Origin of the sequence: Streptomyces lydicus, assembly GCF_004125265.1 — a bacterium.
Taxonomy (GTDB): domain Bacteria; phylum Actinomycetota; class Actinomycetes; order Streptomycetales; family Streptomycetaceae; genus Streptomyces; species Streptomyces lydicus_C.
Genome location: NZ_RDTE01000003.1, coordinates 1404246 through 1424791 on the forward strand (window position 1 = coordinate 1404246; position 20546 = coordinate 1424791).

Sequence of the window (20546 nt, forward strand, 5' to 3'; positions counted from 1 at the left end):
CGCACCCAAATCCAGGGCCACTCGCCCGCAAGGGAACAGGCGTTCCCTTCTGGCACCGGGGCTGCTCTGCCGGATCCAGAAGGAGCATCTGAACCTGGAATCGGCCGTGTCAGGCTCGGGGGTGACCCTCATCCCAGCTTGACCGCCCGGCCGGCAATGTCCCGATGTGATGGGAACGGTCGACCAGGTGCGCGATGTCCACGTAGGGGTCGGCATCGAGCAACAGCGCGTCGGCAATGGATCCGACGGTGATCGTCCCCGGTGTCGTCGCCTGCTGACCGATCTTCTCAGCCGAATGCCGAGTACCGGCGGCCAGGACCGCGGGCAGCGGCAGCCCCGCCTCTGCCAGCAAATGCAGTTCTCGCAGCAGGGCGACGGGGGGCGAGGGCATCAACATGGCCACATCGCTGCCCGCGGCGATCTTCACTCCCGCGTCGTGCATCAGCGCCAGCGTGCGCATCGCATAGTCGAAACGGATGCGGGAGTCCTGCGCGGAATGCCGGGGGAACGGGCGCCCGTAGATCGGGCGGCTGGTGATCTGCGGGATGTCGTCGTGCGTGGCGAAACCATCATCGACCAACTGCTGCATATAGCCGGCCTCGCCGTTGTGCGCGACCTGCTCCCAGGTGACCAGGGTGGGGCAGTAATAGGTGCTCGTCTCCGCCAGTAGTGCGGCGACGTCGCGGGCCTCTGCGGTACTACCGGGGTCCTCCGGCCGGAAAGCGTGTTCGATGCCGTCCGCGCCGGACGCCACCGCCTCCTCCAGATCAATGCGTTCGTGGACATGCACGAGCACCTTCTTGCCCTTCTCGTGGGCGGCCTCGGCAATGGCCTTGAGGGCGTCGAGGGGCAGCTTGTCCGGAGCGCCGGGCTCGCCGTCGTAGATGCACTTGATGAAGTCGACCTGATCGGCCAGCTCCAGTGCTTGGCGATAGGCGACATCGGCATTGTCGGTCTGGTAGGCGATGGGGGCACGTGCCGGATCGTCCAGGACCGGCCAGCCCTGCACACCGGTGAACACCGGCCCGGCGAAGAACAACCCGGCAGCGGCGTCGGTGGCCTTGTCGCGGTAGTCGCGGGCGGCGAGCTCCATCTCCAGTGGACCGCCGAGGTCGACGACGTTGGTCACCCCGGCGCTCAGGAAGTCGGTGAGTAGCTGGGAGACGTACTTCACCCGCTCGCCTTCGGGCTTGGACTGGGCGTGCCCACCCAGATGAGTATGACTCTCCCACAGGCCCGGCACCAGGTAGCCACCCCGCCCGTCGAGCACGGGAGTGCCGCCGGTCGCTGCCCGCGCGTCGGCCGCCGGCCGGATGGCGCTGAACCGTCCGTCGGTCACCACCACTTCGGCATCGACGATCGGGGCGGCCTCCTGCCCGTCGATGACGGTCACGTTGCGAATGATCACGAATGTCTCCTTATTTGACGGGCCAACCGCATAGCCTCTGGACTACATAGGTACCTATACAGCGGGACTGTATAGGTACCTATGTAGTCGGTCAATAGGAGCCTATATACTTGACGTGTGATGCACTCCAGGTTCGATTCCGCGCCCGCCGCTTTGATCAACATCGCCTCGCGTGCGTTGTCCCGGATCAACGACCGGCGACTGCGGCCGCTGGGGTTGACTTTCGCGCAGATGCCCGTGCTGGCGGCGCTGAGCAAGGCCGACGCGCTCTCCCAGAAGGAATTGGCGGGACTGGCCCGGATCGAGCAACCGTCCATGGCCCAGCTGCTCGCCCGGATGGACCGCGACGGCCTCATCCGGCGCACGCCCGCCCAGCATGATCGACGGGTCAGCCTGATCTCGCTGACCGAGACCGGACTGGCAAAGCTCACACAGGTGCACTCGGCGTTGTTCGAGACCAACGATCAGGCGTTGCGGGGCTTCAGCGCCGAAGAAATCGATCTCCTTGTGGACCTGCTGAGAAGGCTTGTCGCCAACCTCGAGGAGAATCCGGCCGACAGTGCGTCGGATGCCGCAGCAACCGGTCCCGCATCCACCGAGGATCGTGTGCCCGACCACCGGCGGTGATCGGGCGGCAAGCCAAGTCGACGAGGTCTGGCGTCGACCGCACCGTACTCAGTACGTGACGCCGGCCGGGTAAAAAGCGGTATGGCGTTGCTCTCGCACGGAAATGTGGGACACCAGCCACTCGCCCTACGTGGGTCGCCCGGCCGCCATGGCCGACCTCATCCAGCGTCAGAGAGCGGGCGACGGCGATTGAGTCCGAACCGAGGTGTCGTTGGCGTGCCTAGGTCAGGAAGTCTCGGGCGGGACAGGTGGATTCGGCCCGGCCGGTGGTGCCCCGTCGGCGGTGACACTGACCGGGGGGCCGGACGCGAAGAGTGCTTCTGTATCCACCCCCCGAGCCTCCGCCGGCCGGGCAAAGCCCCCCGCCGGAATCCCGACGGGGGCCGCTGGTTTCTGAGTAAAGCCTGCCGGCCTCGTCTTCGACGCCGGCCCCGAGCCGCGCTACCGGCGCCCGCGGACGTCCGGAGCGGAACCGCCGGCGGGCCCCTCGCTCCGCTCCCCCGACCCCTGGCCCGGCACACCGCCCCCCGCGCCACCCTCCCCCACCCCGCGTCCGGCCGGTGCCGGGGCGTCCTCGTGTACGCCCAGCCGCGCCAGTGAGGCGGCCGCCGCGGCTGCCAGTCGGGGGTGGGTGACGGCTGTGGTGAGGGCGGGGACCGCGCGGCGGTCGCCCAGGGCGCCCAGGCCCTCGACGCAGGCGAGCGCCACCCGCCAGTAGGGGTTGTGCGGGGTGAGCAGCCGCTCCAGGGTCGCGATCAGCGCGGGTACGGACTGTGGTGCGCGGAGTTCGGCGAGCAGCCGGACCGGGTGCAGGGCGTAGGCGGTGCGCAGCGGGTTGGTGGCGAGTGCGGCGGCGGCGCGGGCGGTACGGGGGTCGCCGAGGCGGGCCAGGGCGTGTGCGGCGGTGGCGCAGCGCACCGGGTCGCGGTAATTCAGCAGCAGCACCAGCGTCTCGAAGGCCCGCTTGTCGCCGGCGCAGCCCAGGATGAAGGCGGCGATCTCCCTGGCCCACAGCGGGCGTTCGACGGCGACCAGCATCCGGGCCAGTTCCTCCCGCCCGGCCGGGGTGTTCTTGCGGGCCAGCCCCAGCAGCCGTTCGTAGGCGACCAGATCCTGCGGGGAGCGGAGCTCGGCCCGCACCCGGTCCGTCAACTCGTGGAATTCCTCTTCCATTTGCCGATCCCCTCCCGCCGGGCGACCCCGGTTCCCGCGACGTGGTCTGCACCACAGCCTAATGACCCTCGCTACCCCTGGCGCTCTGGTTACTCACCGGTTAACCTGCTGGAACGAGCAGCACCACTGCTCGGGCGGCCTGGTGACGCAGCCGCCACAGAGTGAAGTCGGTTCGGCACAGCACGACCTCAGTACGGAGAACACGGCACGGCCCCGGGACAGGGCCCGCCGTACCTCCCGCACCGCCGGTGCTCTCGCAGCGCTGCGGCTCCCGCGGCTCACCGCCGCCGTTCTGCCGCTGCGCAGTGCAGGTTCGCATCGCGCGGATACCCCTCAGTCGTCACTTCTCCCCTGTCGTCAGGGGAACACCCTCAGGAGTCTCGCGATGGGCCCTCAGTCCACCCCTGATCTCTCAACTGAAGCCTCCCCCCTGCCCCTTTCCACCGTCGCCGTCGTCGGCCTGGGCACCATGGGTACCGGTATCGCCGAGGTGCTGACCCGGGCCGGCCGCGAGGTCATCGGCATCGACACCGACGAGGCCGCGGCCCGGCACGCCGTCACCGCCCTCGAAGCCGCCACCGCCCGCGCCGTGCAGCGCGAGCGGATCACGGAGCGGGAGCGGCAGGACGTCCTGGCCCGGTTCCGTACCTTCACCGATCTGCAGGCCGCCGCGGACGCCGATCTCGTCATCGAGGTCGTGCCCGAGGACTACGAGCTCAAGCGGCAGGTCTTCGCCGGGCTCGATGCCGTGGTCCGCCCGGACACCATCCTGGCCACCGGCACCAACGCCCTGTCCGTGACCCGGCTCGCCGCCGATTCGCAGCGCCCCGAGCGAGTGCTCGGTGTGCACTTCTTCAACCCCGCACCGGCCATGAAGCTGGTCGAGGTGGTCTCCTCCGTGCTCACCGCGCCGGCCGCGGTCGCGGCCGTCACGGAGCTGGCGCACACCCTGGGCAAGGACCCGATCGCGGTGGGTGACCGCCCCGGTTTCGTCGCGGACGGCCTGCTGTTCGGCTACCTGAACCAGGCCGCGGCGATGTACGAGTCCAAGTACGCCACCCGCGAGGACATCGACGCCGCGATGCGGCTGGGCTGCGGCCTGCCCATGGGCCCGCTGGCGCTGCTCGACCTGATCGGCGTGGACACCGCGCGCACGGTCCTGGAGGCGATGTACGCCGAGTCCCAGGACCGGCTGCACGCCCCCGCGCCGATCCTGGGCCAGCTGGCCGAGGCGGGGCTGACCGGCCGCAAGGCGGGCCGCGGCTTCTACACGTACGAAGCGCCGGGCTGGGGGCACCTCCCAGCGGTAGCTGGGGGAGCCACGGTCGTGCCGGACGCGGAGAGCCCGTCGGCCGCCGACGAGCTCGCCGGCGGGCGGACCGTCGACAGTGTCGGCGTGGCCGGTTCCGGGACGATGGCCAGCGGTATCGCCGAGGTCTTCGCCAAGGCGGGCTACAAGGTCGTGCTGGCCGCCCGCAGCCTGGAGAAGGCCGAGAAGGCCAAGGCCCGGATCGCCAAGTCGCTGGGCCGCTCCGTGGACAAGGGCCGGATGAGCGCCGAGGCCCGGGACACCTCGCTGGCCGCGATCACCCCGGCCGGTTCGCTGGACGCGTTCGCGGACGTGGACCTCGCGGTCGAGGCGGTGGCCGAGGACCTGGCGGTCAAGCAGGAGCTGTTCAAGACCTTGGACAAGGTCTGCAAGCCGGGCGCCGTCCTGGCCACCACCACCTCCTCGCTGCCGGTCGTGGCCTGCGCCCGCGCCACCTCGCGCCCCGAGGACGTCATCGGGATGCACTTCTTCAACCCGGCTCCCGCCATGAAGCTGGTCGAGGTGGTCCGTACGGTCCTGACGGCCGACGACGTCCACGCCACCGTGCGGGCGGTCTGCGCCAAGGTCCGCAAGCACCCCGTGGACTGCGGCGACCGGGCCGGGTTCATCGTGAACGCGCTGCTGTTCCCGTACCTGAACAACGCGATCAAGATGGTCGAGGAGCACTACGCGACGCTGGACGACATCGACGCCGCCATGAAGCTGGGCGGCGGGTACCCGATGGGCCCGTTCGAACTCCTCGATGTGGTCGGCCTGGACGTGTCCCTGGCCATCGAGAAGGTGCTGCACGCGGAGTTCCGCGACCCGGGCCTGGCCCCGTCGCCGCTGCTGGAGCACCTCGTCGCCGCGGGCTGCCTCGGCCGCAAGACCGGCCGCGGCTTCCGTGAGTACGCCCGGCGCTGACGCGTGGCGGCACCCCGGCCAGGCCGGGGGAGGGTGGGGTGGACTGCTGGAACCGGACGGCGGTCCACCCCCGCTCACGGGGGCACAGGCTGTACCTCATGCCGCAGGTCGCGTAAATATGCAGTACCGTCCCCACATGTCCCAGCCCGCTCGTACGCATCCCTCCGACGCCCCTGACAACGCCACTCCCGGTACCCGCCGGGCGGCCGCGCAACGGCTCAAAATGCGCCGTGAATTGTCATCGGCGGCGATGGAGCTGTTCGCGACCAAGGGCTACGAGGCGACGACGGTCGACGAGATCGCGGCCGCCGCGGGCGTCGCCCGGCGTACCTTCTTCCGCCACTTCCGCTCCAAGGAAGAGGCGATCTTCCCCGACCACGACGACACCCTCGTCCGCGCGGAGGCCGTCCTGGACGCCGCACCGCCGCACGAGAACCCCCTGGACACGGTCTGCCGCGGCATCAAGGAGGTCATGCGGATGTACGCGGCTTCCCCGGCCGTGTCGGTGGCCCGCTACCGCCTGACCCGCGAGGTCCCCACCCTGCGGGAGGCCGAGATCGCTTCGGTGGCCCGCTACGAGCGGCTGTTCACCCGCTATCTGCTGGGCCACTTCGACGAGGGCGCCCACCGCGAGGGCGACGACGATCCACTGCTCGCCGAGGTCGCCGCGTCCGCCGTGGTCACCGCGCACAACCACGTCCTGCGGCGCTGGCTGCGGGCCGACGCCCAGGGCGATGTCGAGGCCCAGCTCGACCACGCCTTCGCGATCGTCCGGGAGACCTTCGGCGCCGGCATCGGCGCGGGCCGCACCGGCAGCGGGGAGAAGCCCCCGGCGGCCGTCTCGCGCGAAGGCGAGGTGCTGGTCGCGGTGGCCCGCACGGACGCGCCGCTGGACGAGGTCATGCGCACCATCCGCAAGGCGATCAAGGAACACAAGTAATAACGGCCTTCCGGCCGGAACCGGACGGGAACGCGGCCCGGTGCCCTTGGACCGACCGGGCCGCGACACGGATGGCGTAACGCCGACCCTGCGCACTCTGCGCACACATCGCATTTCTTTGCGTCACCCAGAGGCCCCCCAGCGGGCCTCTTTTGCTCATGCGTGCCGTCCGGATGACATCTGAGAGAAATTCTTGGCACTCAGTGTCTTGTCGACTGGCACGCGGTGTCATACGTTGAGGGTGTCCGGGCGGCCGGCGTGCTGCGAACCCACGCACGCCGGCTGTCCCACCAGCCCTATGTGGCTGTCCGCCCGGATGCCTGCGTCACAGGCACTCCCCAGCTGCCGCTGGGCACCGCGCTCACCAAGCGCTGCCAGGCACCGCGGCCGACGGCTCTGCGACCCCCGCAGAGGCGACGGCAACGGCGCCACCCCGGCCGAACCGACGGCACCACCTCCCGCACCACCCCGACGTTCCCTCAAGCCGTTTCCCCACGCGCTTCGCCGGAGGCACCCCCGTGAACGAAATCCTGGACGCAATCCTCGCGCCTGACACCACCAGCGCCGACTTCGCCGGCCTGACCATCCCCGAGTCCTACCGCGCGGTGACCGTGCACAAGGACGAGGCCGAGATGTTCGCCGGCCTGGAGAGCAAGGAGAAGGACCCCCGCAAGTCGCTGCACGTCGATGAGGTGCCGGTGCCCGAGCTGGGCCCGGGCGAGGCACTGGTGGCCGTCATGGCCTCCTCCGTGAACTACAACTCCGTGTGGACCTCGATCTTCGAGCCGGTGTCGACGTTCGGGTTCCTGGAGCGCTACGGCAAGCTCTCCCCGCTCACCAAGCGGCACGACCTGCCGTACCACGTCATCGGCTCCGACCTCGCGGGCGTGGTCCTGCGCACCGGGCCCGGCGTCAACGCCTGGGGCCCCGGCGACGAGGTCGTCGCGCACTGCCTGTCCGTCGAGCTGGAGTCCTCCGACGGCCACAACGACACCATGCTCGACCCCGAGCAGCGGATCTGGGGCTTCGAGACCAACTTCGGCGGCCTGGCCGAGATCGCGCTGGTCAAGTCCAACCAGCTGATGCCCAAGCCCCAGCACCTGAGCTGGGAGGAGGCGGCGTCGCCCGGTCTGGTCAACTCGACCGCCTACCGCCAGCTCGTCTCGCAGAACGGCGCGGCGATGAAGCAGGGCGACAACGTCCTGATCTGGGGCGCCAGCGGCGGACTCGGCTCGTACGCCACCCAGTTCGCGCTGGCCGGCGGCGCCAACCCGATCTGTGTGGTCTCCTCCGACCAGAAGGCGGAGATCTGCCGGCAGATGGGCGCCGAGGCAATCATCGACCGCAACGCCGAGGGCTACAAGTTCTGGAAGGACGACCACAACCAGGACCCCAAGGAGTGGAAGCGCTTCGGCAAGCGCATCCGCGAGCTGACCGGCGGCGAGGACGTGGACATCGTCTTCGAGCACCCCGGCCGGGAGACCTTCGGCGCGTCCGTCTACGTCACCCGCAAGGGCGGCACCATCGTCACCTGCGCCTCCACCTCGGGCTACAACCACCAGTACGACAACCGCTACCTGTGGATGTCGCTGAAGCGGATCGTCGGCTCGCACTTCGCCAACTACCGCGAGGCGTGGGAGGCCAACCGTCTGATCGCCAAGGGCAAGATCCACCCGACGCTGTCGAAGACGTACAGCCTCGAGGAGACCGGACAGGCGGCGTACGACGTGCACCGCAACCTCCACCAGGGCAAGGTCGGCGTGCTGGCACTGGCCCCCGAGGAGGGCATGGGCGTGCGCGACGAGGAAATGCGCGCCAAGCACCTCGACGCCATCAACCGCTTCCGGAACGTCTGAGCAACGCGGACTCCGGACCAGGAAGATTCGGGCCTGATATGACTGAGCGTCAGAAGGATCGTCCGTGGCTGATGCGGACCTACGCCGGCCACTCCACCGCCGAGGCGTCCAACGAGCTGTACCGGCGTAATCTCGCCAAGGGCCAGACGGGTCTGTCGGTCGCGTTCGACCTCCCGACGCAGACCGGTTACGACCCCGACCACATCCTCGCCCGCGGCGAGGTCGGCCGGGTCGGGGTCCCGGTGTCCCACCTCGGCGACATGCGACGGCTGTTCCAGGACATACCCCTGGACCAGATGAACACCTCGATGACCATCAACGCGACGGCCATGTGGCTGCTGGCGCTGTACGAGGTGGTCGCCGAGGAGCAGGGCGCCGACATCTCCAAGCTGTCGGGGACGACGCAGAACGACATCGTCAAGGAGTACCTCTCGCGCGGGACGCACGTCTTCCCGCCGGGACCCTCGCTCCGGCTGACCACCGACATGATCACGTACACGGTGGCGCACATCCCCAAGTGGAACCCGATCAACATCTGCAGCTACCACCTGCAGGAGGCGGGCGCCACGCCGGTCCAGGAGATCGCGTACGCGATGTCCACCGCGATCGCGGTGCTGGACGCGGTGCGGGACTCCGGGCAGGTGCCGCCGGAGAAGTTCGGTGATGTCGTGGCCCGTATCTCGTTCTTCGTGAACGCCGGTGTCCGCTTCGTCGAGGAGATGTGCAAGATGCGCGCCTTCGGCCGCATCTGGGACAAGATCACCCGTGAGCGCTACGGCATCGAGAACGAGAAGCAGCGCCGGTTCCGCTACGGCGTCCAGGTCAACTCGCTCGGCCTGACCGAGGCGCAGCCGGAGAACAACGTCCAGCGGATCGTCCTGGAGATGCTGGCCGTCACGCTCTCCAAGGACGCCCGCGCCCGCGCCGTCCAGCTCCCGGCCTGGAACGAGGCGCTGGGTCTGCCGCGCCCCTGGGACCAGCAGTGGTCGCTGCGCATCCAGCAGGTCCTCGCCCACGAGAGCGACCTCCTCGAATACGAGGACATCTTCGCCGGCTCGCACGTCATCGAGGCCAAGGTGGACGCCCTGGTCGAGGACTGCTTGGCGGAGATCGAGCGGATTCAGGAGATGGGCGGCGCGATGGCCGCCGTGGAGTCCGGCTACCTCAAGTCGCAGCTGGTCTCCGCGCACGCCGAGCGGCGGGCCCGGATCGAGGCCGGCGAGGAGAAGATCGTCGGCGTCAACTGCTACGAGGGCACCGAGCCCAACCCGCTCACCGCGGACCTCGACACCGCCATCATGACCGTCGACCCGGCCAACGAGGCACGCGTCGTCCAGGCCCTGCACGAGTGGCGGGACAACCGCGACGAGGTACGGGCGCAGGACGCGCTGTCGGTGCTGAAGAAGACCGCGGCCGGTGACGGCAACCTCTTCGCGGCCACCCTGGAGTGCGCCCGCGCCGGGGTGACGACCGGCGAGTGGGCCTGGGCCCTGCGGGACGTCTTCGGCGAGTTCCGGGCTCCCACGGGCGTCTCCAGCGCTCCCCTGGCGGTCGCCGCCGAGGAGGGCAGCCCGCTGGCGGCGGTCCGCGAGAAGGTCGACAGGACCGCCGCCGAACTCGGCAGCGGAAAGCTGCGGCTGCTGGTCGGCAAGCCCGGCCTGGACGGACACAGCAACGGCGCCGAGCAGATCGCCGTACGGGCCCGTGACGCCGGCTTCGAGGTGATCTACCAGGGCATCCGGCTGACCCCGGAGCAGATCGTCTCGGCCGCGGTCGCCGAGGACGTGCACTGCGTGGGCCTGTCGATCCTGTCCGGCTCGCACGCCGAGCTGGTCCCGGACGTCCTGGCCCGGCTGCGGCGCACGGGCGTCGACGACATGCCGGTCATCGTCGGCGGCATCATCCCCTCCGCCGATGCAGCGGCGCTCCGGGAAGCCGGAGTGGCGGCCGTGTTCACCCCCAAGGACTTCGGTATTACGGAGATCATCGGCCGTATCGTCGACGAGATCCGGAAAGCGAACCAGCTCGACCCCCTGGAGGTTCCCGCATGACCCAGGCCGCACCGCCGGCCTCCCGGCTGCGCCCGCGCCGCTCCTGTCTCGCGGTCCCCGGCAGCAACCCGCGCTTCCTGGAGAAGGCCCAGGGCCTCCCGGCCGACCAGGTCTTCCTGGACCTGGAGGACGCCTGCGCGCCGCTCGCCAAGGAAGGCGCCCGCCACCACATCGTCGAGGCGCTGAACCAGGGCGACTGGACGGGCAAGACCCGGGTCGTACGGGTCAACGACTGGACGACGCACTGGACGTACCGGGACGTCATCACGGTCGTCGAGGGCGCGGGGCAGAACCTCGACTGCATCATGCTGCCGAAGGTCCAGGACGCCCAGCAGGTCGTGGCGCTGGACCTGCTGCTGACGCAGATCGAGAAGACCATGGGCTTCGAGGTCGGCCGGATCGGCATCGAGGCGCAGATCGAGAACGCCAAGGGCCTGGTGAACGTCGATGCGATCGCCGGTGCCTCACCGCGCCTGGAGACCATCATCTTCGGCCCGGCCGACTTCATGGCGTCCATCAACATGAAGTCCCTGGTGGTCGGCGAGCAGCCGCCCGGCTATGGGGCGGATGCCTATCACTACATTCTGATGCGCATTCTGATGGCGGCCCGTACCTACGATCTGCAGGCGATCGACGGCCCGTACCTTCAGATCAAGAATGTTGACGGTTATCGCGAGGTCGCCGGCCGCGCCGCCGCCCTCGGCTTCGACGGCAAGTGGGTGCTGCACCCCGGTCAGGTCGAGGCCGCCAACGAGGTGTTCTCCCCCTCCCAGGAGGACTACGACCACGCCGAGCTGATCCTGGACGCCTACGAGTGGCACACCTCGGAGGCGGGCGGCGCCAAGGGTTCCGCGATGCTCGGCGACGAGATGATCGACGAGGCGAGCCGGAAGATGGCCCTGGTCGTCGCCGGCAAGGGCCGGGCCGCCGGCATGACCCGCACATCCACGTTCGAGGCCCCGGAGGCATAAGCACCATGCAGTTCGGCCGTACCTATGAAGAGTTCACCGTCGGCGATGTGTACAAGCACTGGCCCGGGAAAACCGTCACCGAATACGACGACCACCTCTTCTGTCTGCTCACGATGAACCACCACCCGCTGCACATGGACAGCAACTACGCGGAGCAGACCACCGACTTCGGCAAGAACGTCGTCGTCGGCAACTACATCTACTCACTGCTGCTGGGCATGTCGGTGCCCGACGTCTCCGGAAAGGCCATCGCCAACCTGGAGATCGAGTCGCTGAAGCACGTGGCGCCGACCTTCCACGGCGACACGCTCTACGGCGAGACGACGGTGCTCGACAAGACCCCGTCGAAGTCCAAGTCCGACCGCGGCATCGTGTACGTCGAGACCAAGGGCTACAAGCAGGACGGCACCCTGGTCTGCGTCTTCCGGCGCAAGGTCATGGTCCCCACGGCCACCTACATCAAGGAGCGCGGCGGCGAGCAGCCCGGCCGCCCGGAGCTGCAGGCCCCGACGGCCAAGAAGGAGAAGTAGCCATGACCCGTCTCGCGCAGACCGAGGGCCTGACCGACATCCAGCGGGAAATCCTCTCCACCGTCCGCGGCTTCGTGGACAAGGAGATCATTCCGGTCGCCACCGAGCTGGAGCACCGCGACGAGTACCCGTCGCAGATCGTCGAGGGCCTCAAGGAACTCGGCGTGTTCGGCCTGATGATTCCCGAGGAGTACGGCGGCCTGGGCGAGTCCCTGCTCACCTACGCGCTGACCGTCGAGGAGATCGCCCGCGGCTGGATGAGCGTCTCGGGCATCATCAACACCCACTTCATCGTGGCGTACATGCTCAAGCAGCACGGCACGCAGGAGCAGAAGGACTACTTCCTGCCGAAGATGGCGGCCGGTGAAATCCGTGGCGCCTTCTCGATGTCGGAGCCGGCGCTGGGCTCGGACGTCTCGGCGATTTCGTCCAAGGGCGTGCGGGAGGGCGACGAATACGTCCTCAACGGGCAGAAGATGTGGCTCACCAACGGTGGTTCGTCCACGCTCGTCGCGGTGCTGTGCCGGACGGACGAGGGACACCCGGAGGGCACCGCCCCGCACAAGTCGATGACGACCTTCCTCGTGGAGAAGGAGGCCGGCTTCGGTGAGGTGCGCCCCGGTCTGACCATTCCGGGCAAGATCGACAAGATGGGTTACAAGGGCGTCGACACCACCGAGCTGATCATGGACGGGCTGCGGATCCCGGCCGATCGGGTGCTCGGCGGCGAGACCGGACGTGGCTTCTATCACATGATGGACGGCGTCGAGGTCGGCCGGGTCAATGTGGCCGCCCGTGGCTGCGGTGTCGCCCAGCGTGCCTTCGAGCTGGGCGTTTCGTACGCCCAGCAGCGGCACACCTTCGGCAAGCCGATCGCGCAGCACCAGGCCATCCAGTTCAAACTGGCGGAAATGGCGACAAAGGTCGAAGCGGCGCATGCGATGATGGTGAATGCCGCTCGCAAAAAGGACTCGGGCCAGCGAAACGACCTCGAAGCGGGCATGGCGAAGTACCTGGCCTCCGAGTACTGCAAGGAGGTAGTGGAAGACGCTTTCCGCATCCACGGCGGTTACGGCTTCTCCAAGGAGTACGAGATCGAGCGGCTCTACCGCGAGGCTCCGATGCTCCTGATCGGCGAAGGAACCGCCGAGATCCAGAAAATGATCATTGGGCGACGGCTACTGGAGGAGTACCGGATCCAGGGGTGAACATCCCATTTGGGCTGCTTCGTCCTAGACGAAGATCACACCCCGTCATCGTTCTTCGGCCACGGATTGGCTCTGGCTCTTGGCCAGTTGCCGCTCGTAACCGATAGCATCCCCGGAAAGCCGCCGTCCCCCGTATCCATACGCGGCATCCTCCGCTACGAAGGTCATCCATGCCCCACAGCCAATCCTCTGCACAACGCGGTAGCGTCCGCCTCGCGCGCGGAGCGTCGCCGTGGCTCCTGCCGACCGTTGCCACGGCAGCGGTCAGCCTCGCCCGGTCCCGCCGGTCGGGTCGCTGGGCCGCCGTTGCCGTGCCCACCACCGCACTGGCGGCGGGCATGCTGTGGTTTTTCCGCGACCCCGAGCGGGAGATCGCTCAGGGCCGTGTCATCTCTCCGGCTGACGGCGTGGTGCAGAGCATCATGCCGTGGAAGGACGGGCGCACCCGCGTCGCGATCTTCATGAGCCCGCTGAACGTCCACGTCAACCGTGCGCCGCTGGCCGGCACGGTGACGTCCGTGGAGCACATCCCCGGCGGGTTCGTCCCGGCGTTCAACAAGGAGAGCGAGAACAACGAGCGGGTCGTCTGGCACTTCGACACCGAGCTCGGCGACATCGAGATGGTGCAGATCGCCGGCGCGGTGGCCCGCCGCATCGTTCCTTACGTGCCCCAGGGCACCAAGGTCGAACAGGGTGAGCGGATCGGGCTGATCCGCTTCGGCTCGCGCGTCGACGTCTACCTCCCGGAGGGCGTCGAGGTGGCGGTCGAGGTCGGCCAGGCGACCACCGCGGGGGTGACTCGTCTTGACCGTGATTGATCCGGAAACACAGGCGGGCTGGGTGCCCGAGGCCGACGAGGACGAGGACGACATGCCGCTGTCCACGCGGCTGTCGATAGCGGACACCCTCACCCTCGGCAACGCCATCTGTGGCTTCATGGCCGTGTACTTCACCACCACCGGCGTGCTGATCCCGCATCTGACGGGCACGGATGACGGCGGGATGGCCCGGCACAGCGCGGCGATGGCCGTGATCCTGATGCTGCTGGCGTCGGTCTTCGACCTCTTCGACGGAATGGTGGCGCGCAAGCTGCGGGCCTCGGCGATGGGGGCCGAGCTCGACAACCTCTCCGACCTGATCAGCTTCGGCCTGGCGCCCGCGTACTTCGTCGTGACCTGGGGCATGGTCGCCCAGGACGCGAACCAGCGGGTGTCCGTGGTCGCGGCCGTCGTGGTGCTGCTGGCGGTGGTGCTCCGGCTTGCGCGGTTCTCCTGCGTGCCGATGCGGGACGGAATGTTCCAGGGCATGCCCGGCCCGTTCGGGGCCCTGACCGTCGTCGCCATCGTGCTCCTGGAGCTGCCGTTCGTGCCGACGCTGCTGGCGATCTTCGGGGTGGCCTGGCTGATGGTGAGCCGGGTCGAGTACCCCAAGCCGCGGGGGCGGCTCGCGGTGGCGATGCTCAGCTGGATCGTGCTCAGCATGGGCATGCTCACGGCCTGGGCGCTGGACGCTCCCGGCGGTCAGCTGCTGCTGCAGACCGGCTGCGCCCTGCAGGTGGTCCTGGGCGCGATGATCCCGCTGTTCGCGACGGCCCGGAGGGTGAACACCTTCCGCGACAACCGCCGTGAGTCGCGGGCCGAGTCCCGCGCCGCACAGCTCCCCTAGCACCACCCGGACGCACCAAGCGGACAACGCCGCGGGCCCCGAGCGAATTCTTTCGCCCGGGGCCCGCGGCGTTGTGGCCCGTGGTGCTGTGGTGGTGCGGTGGTGCGGCCCGCGGCGGGCCGCACCGTGCCTCAGACCAGGAAGTCCCGCGCCAGCTGCTCCGCCGCCCGCTCCAGCAGCGGGCCCGCCTCGGCCATACAGCGGGCCGGGTCGGGCTCCAGATCCGTCAGGGCGTAGGCCCGCCGGATGCCGGCCGCGCCGAGCGCTTCCTGCGGCAGCTGGAGCCGGCCGCAGACCGCGACCACGTCCAGGCCGGCCGCACGGGCCGCGGCGGCGACCCCGGCCGGCGCCTTGCCGTGCAGCGTCTGGGTGTCGAGCGAGCCCTCACCGGTGATGACGAAAGTGGCCTTCGCCAGCGCCGGGGCGAAGCCCAGGACGTCGAGCATCACGTCGATGCCGGGCCGGAACACCGCGTCCAGGCCGACCAGCGCGCCGTAGCCGATCCCGCCCGCGGCGCCCGCGCCGGGTGCCAGGGCGGCTTCCGCGGCCTTCGGTCCCACCGCACGCCCCAGCACCTCGGCATAGTGCGCCAGCGCGGCGTCCAGGGTGGCCACGTCCTGTTCGCTCGCGCCCTTCTGCGGGCCGTAGACCGCCGGGGCGCCCTTGGGGCCCGTGAGCGGGTTGTCGACATCGCCGGCCAGCACGATGTCGGTCTTCGCCAGCCGGGGGTCCAGCCCCGACAGGTCGGCCGTGGCCAGGTCGCGCAGCGGGCCGCCGCCGGGGGCGACCGGCTCGCCGTCCGCGTCCAGGAACCGGGCGCCCAGCGCCGCGAGCATGCCGGCGCCGCCGTCGGTCGTGGCGCTGCCGCCGACGCCGAAGACGATCGAGGTCGCGCCCGCGTCGAGCGCCGCGCGCAGCAGCTCGCCGGTGCCGTATGTGGTCGCCGTCAGGGGTGCGAAGACACCCGCCGGGAGGTGCTGGAGCCCGGATGCCTCCGCCATTTCCAGCACCGCGGTGCCTCCTCCGGCTACCGCTGGGGATGCCCCCACGCGCAGCGCGAAGGTGGCCGTCACCGGCGCACCGGTCGGGCCGGTGACCCGTGCCTCGTGGCGGGTGAAGCCGGCCGCGAGCGCCGCCGCGACCGTCCCGTCGCCGCCGTCCGCGACCGGCACGGCCGCCACGTCCAGGCCGGGAACCACCCGCCGCAGACCGGCCGTGACATGCTCGGCGACCTCGACGGCAGTGAGCGAGCCCTTGAATTTGTCCGCGGCGATCAGCACCCGTGCCGACGATGTCCTTGCTGCGTCCGCCACCGTGTTTCCCCTTGCTTTCGTACGGGCAGTCGCGCCGCTGTGACCTTATCCGGCGAGGGGTCCGGCGAACAGGGCACTTCGGTCCGCGGTGCTGCCGAGCGCCCCCGGGGTGCGCCGCGAAGATCTCCGGGAGCGGCCCGGCACCGGACCCGTTCCGTCTAGGCTCGCGCCGTGACCACCATGGACTACGCCACCTACCTCGCCGGCCTGCCCCGCGTGCTCGCGGGCGCGGGCGTCCTCTTCCGCGACGCGGAGGGCCGCATTCTGCTCGTGGAGCCCAACTACCGCGACACCTGGATCCTGCCGGGCGGCACCGTCGAGTCGGACCACGGTGAGTCGCCCCGGCAGGCCGCCCGCCGTGAGACCGCCGAGGAGATCGGCCTGGACGTCAAGCCGGGCCCGCTGCTCGCCGTCGACTGGGTGCGCGGCACGGACCGGCCGCCGCTGGTGTTCTACCTCTACGACGGCGGAGTGCTGGACGCCGCGCAGCTGTCCGCGATCCGTGTCCAGGAGGACGAGCTGCTGTCCTGGCGCATGGTCCACTGGGACGAGGCCCAGACCCTGGTCAACCGCGGGATGGCCCTGCGCCTCGGCGCCGCCCTGAAGGCCCTCACGGACGGCGGCGGGCCGGCGGAACTGGAGGACGGCGTGCTGCCTGCCGGGGCTGACGGTACGCCGGGATAAAGACGGGCAGCGGCTGTGGTGTCTCCTCTAGCGTGACGGGATGGATGAGATTGCCTCGAAGGTCGCGCAGGTGCCGGGAGTTGTCGGGGTGATGCTCGGGGGAAGCCGGGCACGGGGCACCCACCGGGCGGACTCCGACTGGGATCTGGGCGTCTACTACCGGGGCGCGCCGGATCTCGCGGCCCTGGAGGCGCTGGCCGCAGAGGTGACCGGCGGCCCCGTCGAGGTGTACGGACCGGGGGCCTGGGGCGCATGGGTCAACGGCGGGGCCTGGCTGGTGCTGCCCGACGGCAGGCAGGTGGACTGGATCCTGCGGGATGTCGACCGGGTGCGGCGGGTGTGGGAGGAGTGCCGCGAGGGCCGCTTCGAGATCGGGGTCCAGGCCGGTCACCCCCTCGGTTTCTGGTCCCCCGCCTACCCGGGCGAGGTGGCGCTGGGCCGGGTGCTCGCCGATACCGACGGGGAGTTGGACCGCCTCCGGCAGGAGACCCGGACCTATCCCGAGGCCCTGCGCAAGGCCCTGACCCGTGACGGGGTCTGGGACGCGGGGTTCTCGGTGGCGATGGCGGCCAAGTCGTCCGCGGCCCGGGACGTGCTGTATGCGGCCCTGTGTCTGTCCCGTGCCGTCGGCCACCTCGTCCAGGCGCTGCACGCCCATCACCGCCGCTGGTGTCTCAATGAGAAGGGCGCGCTCGCGGCGGCCTCGGCGATGCCGGAGACACCGCCCGGCTTCGGTGCCCGGGCCACCGCCCTGCTCGGCGGCATCGGGCACGGGGGAACGGAGTGGAAGCGCTCGCTGGAAGCGGCGGAGGAGCTGGTGGACGAGGTGCGGGGCGTGGTCGGCGTGGGCGGCGTTGCCGGGGACCGAGGGCCGTAGGCGCATCCGTGCGCGGCCGGGCAGTGACGGATCAGCGGACACGGGCACGGGTGTGGGCGTGGGCGTGGGCGTGGGCGTGGGCGTGGGCGTGCCGCGGCAACCGGAGGCCGTTGCGCTGCCTCTTCGAGAGCGGCACGCGACCCGGAGGTGTGGCATGGACCGGGTAGACCTTCTCGCGCCGGCTTCTCGCCGGCCCCGACCCCTGGGAGCAGCATGACCCTCGCAGTGATGCTCTGTGTTCTCCTTCTGGCCGTCACCTTCCTTGCGTACGTCGTGGCACGACGCCGGTTGGGGACCGGCGTGGCTCTGGCGGTATCCGCCGGTGTGCTGGCGGCTCAGGCCGGCGGCCTGTGCGTGGTCGCCGACCTCACCCTGGCCAACATGGGCTGACCGCAACTGACTTGAGCTGGTCTGGGCTGGCCTGGGCTGGGCTGGGCTGGGCTGGGCTGCGAACTGCGGATCGGGCGGGGGCGCTTCCGGCCGGTCCGGAATTCGCAGAGGCAGGGGCAGTGGCAGGGGCAAGGTCAGGGGCTTTGGCCGGCCTATTCGCCGACGGCTCCGTCCGCCAATTCCCGTGCAACGTCGAGGTGCCCTGCGTGTCGTGCGTACTCCTGCAGCAGATGGAAGAGGATCCAGATCAGGGTGGGCCGGTCCTCCTCGGCCGGAACGCGTCCGCCGAGGGTGGCTGCCCGGTCCTCAAGCCGTGCCTCGGCGACAATGGCACGGGACCGGGCGCACTGTTCCTGGAAGAATTCCTTGACGTCCTCGAAGGATTCCCCGGAGTCCACATGCCACGGTCCGGGCCTCTCGTGGAATTCGCCCCAGGGATTTTCGACATCCTCACCGCTGAACCCCCATTGCAGCCAGCGCAGTTCCACACAGGCCAGGTGCTTGAGCAGGCCCAGCGGTGTCCAGCCGGTGGGCAGACGGCTGTTTCTCAGCTCTTCGTCGGACATTCCCCGCAACTTCCGCAGCACGGCGTCCCGGTAGAAGTCGAGGTAGCCGGTCAGAAGCTCGTACGGGCTGGTGAAGCGTCACCGGAGGTTCTGCCGTGGGCTCGGTTCTGTGCACCATGACGAGGACCTTAGGGCACCGTTTTAGGCTGAGCCCCATGAACTCAGACCTCGTCCTGCTCGAAAGTGACGGCCCGCTCCGTACCATCCGCCTCAACGCGCCCGAACGCCGCAACGCCCTCGACCTCGACCTCCTCGGTGAACTCGCGGCCGCCATCGCCACCGTCGCGGCCGACGCGGACGCTCGCGCCCTGATCGTCGCCGGAGCCGGCCCGGCCTTCTGCGCCGGAGCGAACCTGGAGAGCATGTTCGGTGACATCACCAGGCCGGTGCACGAACTCCGCGCGCATCTGAAATCGGTCTACGCCTCATTCCTCGGCCTCCGTGAACTCACCATCCCCACGATCGCCGCCGTCCAGGGCGCGGCCGTGGGCGCCGGGCTCAACATCGCCCTCGCCTGCGATCTCGTCATCGCCGGTCCGCGCGCCGCTTTCGGACCGACGTTTGCCGACATCGGCCTGCATCCCGGGGGCGGTTGTTCCTTCCTGCTGACCGAACGCATGGGTCCCGCCCATGCCACCGCGGCCCTGCTGTCGGGCGACATCATCAAGGCCGAGGACGCCGTGCAGCGGGGCCTGGCCAATCTGCTGGCCGAGGACCCCGAGGCCAAGGCCGCGGAGTTGGCCGCTCGGTACGCGCAGCGCAGCAAGAGTCTCAATGCCGACATCAAGCGGTCGGTGCGGATCGCCGCGACGTCCGACTTCTCCACGTCGCTCGACTTCGAGTCGTGGGCGCAGGCGTCATCCGTGGGCAGCGAGGAATTCGGCCGCTACATGGAGGAATTCCTCAAGCGCTAGTACCACAACGGTGATTGCCGTGACGGGGTTTCAGCTTTTCGGTTGTGACCTCGTCTCTTGTAGTGGGTCACGGTCACCGATCACGGCATCGACGCGCCACCACCCACCACCTGTCCCCCCGCCACACACGACCTCGTAAGTTTGCGGGCTGAACTGCGAATCCAGCTTGACTGTTCATCCTGGACGCCGAGTCCGCCCTGTGCCGGTTCACAGCGCGATCACGATTTTGCCGTGCACATGCCTCTCGGCCTGCGTCATCACAGCCTCGCGAATCCGCTCGACCGGGAAGGTCGCCGCGATCGGAACCGTGATCTTGCCGGAATGGATCGCCTCGGCGATCTGTTCCAGGGCGCCCGGTCCCGCGTCGAGTGCGCCCATCTTGCGCACACCGGGCGGCGGGGCGGGGCCGTCGGCCACGACGGAGATCCGCTCGGGTGCCACGCCGAGCTTGAGCGCGGTCTCGGCCGCCTCCCTTCCGAACAGGTCGGTTGCGGCGGTGATCCCCTCGGGCGCCAGGGCCCGCACCCGGTCCGCCAGGCCAGGGCCGTACGCCACGGGTTCGACGCCGAGCCCGCGCAGGAATCCGAACGTGCCCTCGGAGGCGGTACCGAGCACCCGGGCACCCGCCAGCTTCGCCAGCTGCACGGCGAAGATGCCCACGCCACCCGCCGCCCCACCGATCAGGACGGTGTCCCCGGCGTGGAGCCCGATCGCGGCGAGCGCGGCGGAGGCCGTCAGACCGGACACCGGAAGCGTGGCCGCCACCTCGTCACCGATGCCCTCCGGGGTGGGCCACAGCGTTTCCGTGGGTTTCTTGACCAGCACGAAATCGGCGACGGACCGGCCGATGGCGGCCCCGTACACCCGGTCGCCGGTCACGAATCCCGTGGCTTCGGCACCCACCTCGTCCACCACTCCGGCGAAGTCGCTGCCGAACCCGGCCGGCAAGGTGATGCCGAACCGCGCCGCCATGTCGGGCTGTGTGGTGATTTGCCAATCCATCGGATTCAGCCCGGCGGCCGTGACCCGGACGCGCACCTCGTCCGGTGCGGCGTGCGGCTCGGGTATCTCCTGCAGTTCGAGTACTTCGGGACCGCCGAATCGCCGGTAACGGACAGCTTTACTCATCGGTGACCTCTC

General features: G+C 69.6%; 19 protein-coding genes. 14 read left to right on the forward strand and 5 right to left on the reverse strand.

The window, feature by feature from the left end; genetic code table 11:
• Window positions 1–109: 109 nt before the first annotated feature.
• On the reverse strand, window positions 110–1408 hold the full coding sequence (locus tag D9V36_RS08640) for an amidohydrolase family protein (RefSeq protein ID WP_129293238.1): 1299 nt from the start codon (window positions 1406–1408) through the stop codon (window positions 110–112).
• Between the two features lie 120 nt (window positions 1409–1528).
• Between D9V36_RS08640 and D9V36_RS08645 the strand changes: the two genes are divergently transcribed.
• Complete coding sequence (locus D9V36_RS08645) at window positions 1529–2035, forward strand: MarR family winged helix-turn-helix transcriptional regulator (protein WP_129298273.1); 507 nt, start codon at window positions 1529–1531, stop codon at window positions 2033–2035.
• A gap of 441 nt (window positions 2036–2476) precedes the next feature.
• Here D9V36_RS08645 and D9V36_RS08650 read toward each other — a convergent pair whose 3' ends face one another.
• On the reverse strand, window positions 2477–3208 hold the full coding sequence (locus D9V36_RS08650) for a HEAT repeat domain-containing protein (RefSeq protein ID WP_241720758.1): 732 nt from the start codon (window positions 3206–3208) through the stop codon (window positions 2477–2479).
• Between the two features lie 385 nt (window positions 3209–3593).
• Here D9V36_RS08650 and D9V36_RS08655 point away from each other — a divergent pair, with 385 nt between their 5' ends.
• The 9 genes from D9V36_RS08655 (at window position 3594) to pssA (ending at window position 14662) form a co-directional block, all read left to right on the forward strand.
• Window positions 3594–5441: a 3-hydroxyacyl-CoA dehydrogenase family protein gene (locus D9V36_RS08655; protein ID WP_129293239.1), complete on the forward strand. Its 1848-nt coding sequence runs from the start codon at window positions 3594–3596 to the stop codon at window positions 5439–5441.
• A gap of 136 nt (window positions 5442–5577) precedes the next feature.
• On the forward strand, window positions 5578–6381 hold the full coding sequence (locus tag D9V36_RS08660) for a TetR family transcriptional regulator (RefSeq protein ID WP_206739625.1): 804 nt from the start codon (window positions 5578–5580) through the stop codon (window positions 6379–6381).
• 518 nt (window positions 6382–6899) lie between these two features.
• Window positions 6900–8237 carry a crotonyl-CoA carboxylase/reductase gene (gene ccrA / locus D9V36_RS08665; RefSeq protein WP_129293241.1) on the forward strand — a complete coding sequence of 446 codons (1338 nt, stop codon included), beginning with the start codon at window positions 6900–6902 and terminating at the stop codon, window positions 8235–8237.
• Between the two features lie 38 nt (window positions 8238–8275).
• The gene (locus tag D9V36_RS08670) at window positions 8276–10288 is read left to right on the forward strand and encodes a protein meaA (RefSeq protein ID WP_129293242.1); all 2013 of its coding nucleotides are present in this window, start codon (window positions 8276–8278) and stop codon (window positions 10286–10288) included.
• Window positions 10285–11259: an HpcH/HpaI aldolase/citrate lyase family protein gene (locus D9V36_RS08675; protein ID WP_129293243.1), complete on the forward strand. Its 975-nt coding sequence runs from the start codon at window positions 10285–10287 to the stop codon at window positions 11257–11259. The genes D9V36_RS08670 and D9V36_RS08675 overlap by 4 nt, the downstream gene beginning before the upstream one ends.
• Window positions 11260–11264: 5 nt before the next feature.
• Window positions 11265–11789 (forward strand): MaoC family dehydratase, encoded by a 525-nt coding sequence (locus D9V36_RS08680; RefSeq protein WP_129293244.1) that lies wholly within the window; start codon window positions 11265–11267, stop codon window positions 11787–11789.
• Window positions 11790–11791: 2 nt separating this feature from the next.
• Window positions 11792–12997, forward strand: coding sequence for an acyl-CoA dehydrogenase family protein (locus D9V36_RS08685; RefSeq protein WP_129293245.1), 1206 nt, complete (start codon window positions 11792–11794; stop codon window positions 12995–12997).
• A 170-nt stretch (window positions 12998–13167) separates the two neighbouring features.
• A complete protein-coding gene (locus tag D9V36_RS08690; protein WP_093491318.1) occupies window positions 13168–13815 on the forward strand; it encodes a phosphatidylserine decarboxylase in 648 nt (215 codons plus the stop codon).
• Window positions 13802–14662 (forward strand): CDP-diacylglycerol--serine O-phosphatidyltransferase, encoded by an 861-nt coding sequence (gene pssA, locus D9V36_RS08695; RefSeq protein WP_206739626.1) that lies wholly within the window; start codon window positions 13802–13804, stop codon window positions 14660–14662. Before D9V36_RS08690 ends, pssA begins: the two co-directional genes overlap by 14 nt.
• Window positions 14663–14793: 131 nt before the next feature.
• Here pssA and D9V36_RS08700 read toward each other — a convergent pair whose 3' ends face one another.
• On the reverse strand, window positions 14794–15942 hold the full coding sequence (locus tag D9V36_RS08700; RefSeq protein WP_129298275.1) for a glycerate kinase: 1149 nt from the start codon (window positions 15940–15942) through the stop codon (window positions 14794–14796).
• Between the two features lie 213 nt (window positions 15943–16155).
• Here D9V36_RS08700 and D9V36_RS08705 point away from each other — a divergent pair, with 213 nt between their 5' ends.
• The 3 genes from D9V36_RS08705 to D9V36_RS40825 all read left to right on the forward strand — a co-directional run bounded on the left by D9V36_RS08705 (window position 16156) and on the right by D9V36_RS40825 (window position 17926).
• A complete protein-coding gene (locus D9V36_RS08705; RefSeq protein WP_431357747.1) occupies window positions 16156–16659 on the forward strand; it encodes an NUDIX domain-containing protein in 504 nt (167 codons plus the stop codon).
• 40 nt (window positions 16660–16699) lie between these two features.
• On the forward strand, window positions 16700–17536 hold the full coding sequence (locus D9V36_RS08710) for a DUF4037 domain-containing protein (protein WP_129293247.1): 837 nt from the start codon (window positions 16700–16702) through the stop codon (window positions 17534–17536).
• 213 nt (window positions 17537–17749) lie between these two features.
• Entirely contained in the window at window positions 17750–17926 is a 177-nt protein-coding gene (locus D9V36_RS40825; RefSeq protein WP_164992911.1) for a hypothetical protein, read from the forward strand.
• Window positions 17927–18078: 152 nt separating this feature from the next.
• Here the strand turns inward: D9V36_RS40825 and D9V36_RS08715 are convergent, their stop codons facing one another.
• Window positions 18079–18492 (reverse strand): DUF664 domain-containing protein, encoded by a 414-nt coding sequence (locus D9V36_RS08715; protein ID WP_347239698.1) that lies wholly within the window; start codon window positions 18490–18492, stop codon window positions 18079–18081.
• Window positions 18493–18647: 155 nt separating this feature from the next.
• Between D9V36_RS08715 and D9V36_RS08720 the strand changes: the two genes are divergently transcribed.
• Entirely contained in the window at window positions 18648–19406 is a 759-nt protein-coding gene (locus D9V36_RS08720; RefSeq protein ID WP_129293248.1) for an enoyl-CoA hydratase, read from the forward strand.
• 207 nt (window positions 19407–19613) lie between these two features.
• Here the strand turns inward: D9V36_RS08720 and D9V36_RS08725 are convergent, their stop codons facing one another.
• Window positions 19614–20534, reverse strand: coding sequence for an NADP-dependent oxidoreductase (locus D9V36_RS08725; protein WP_129293249.1), 921 nt, complete (start codon window positions 20532–20534; stop codon window positions 19614–19616).
• Window positions 20535–20546: the final 12 nt, after the last annotated feature.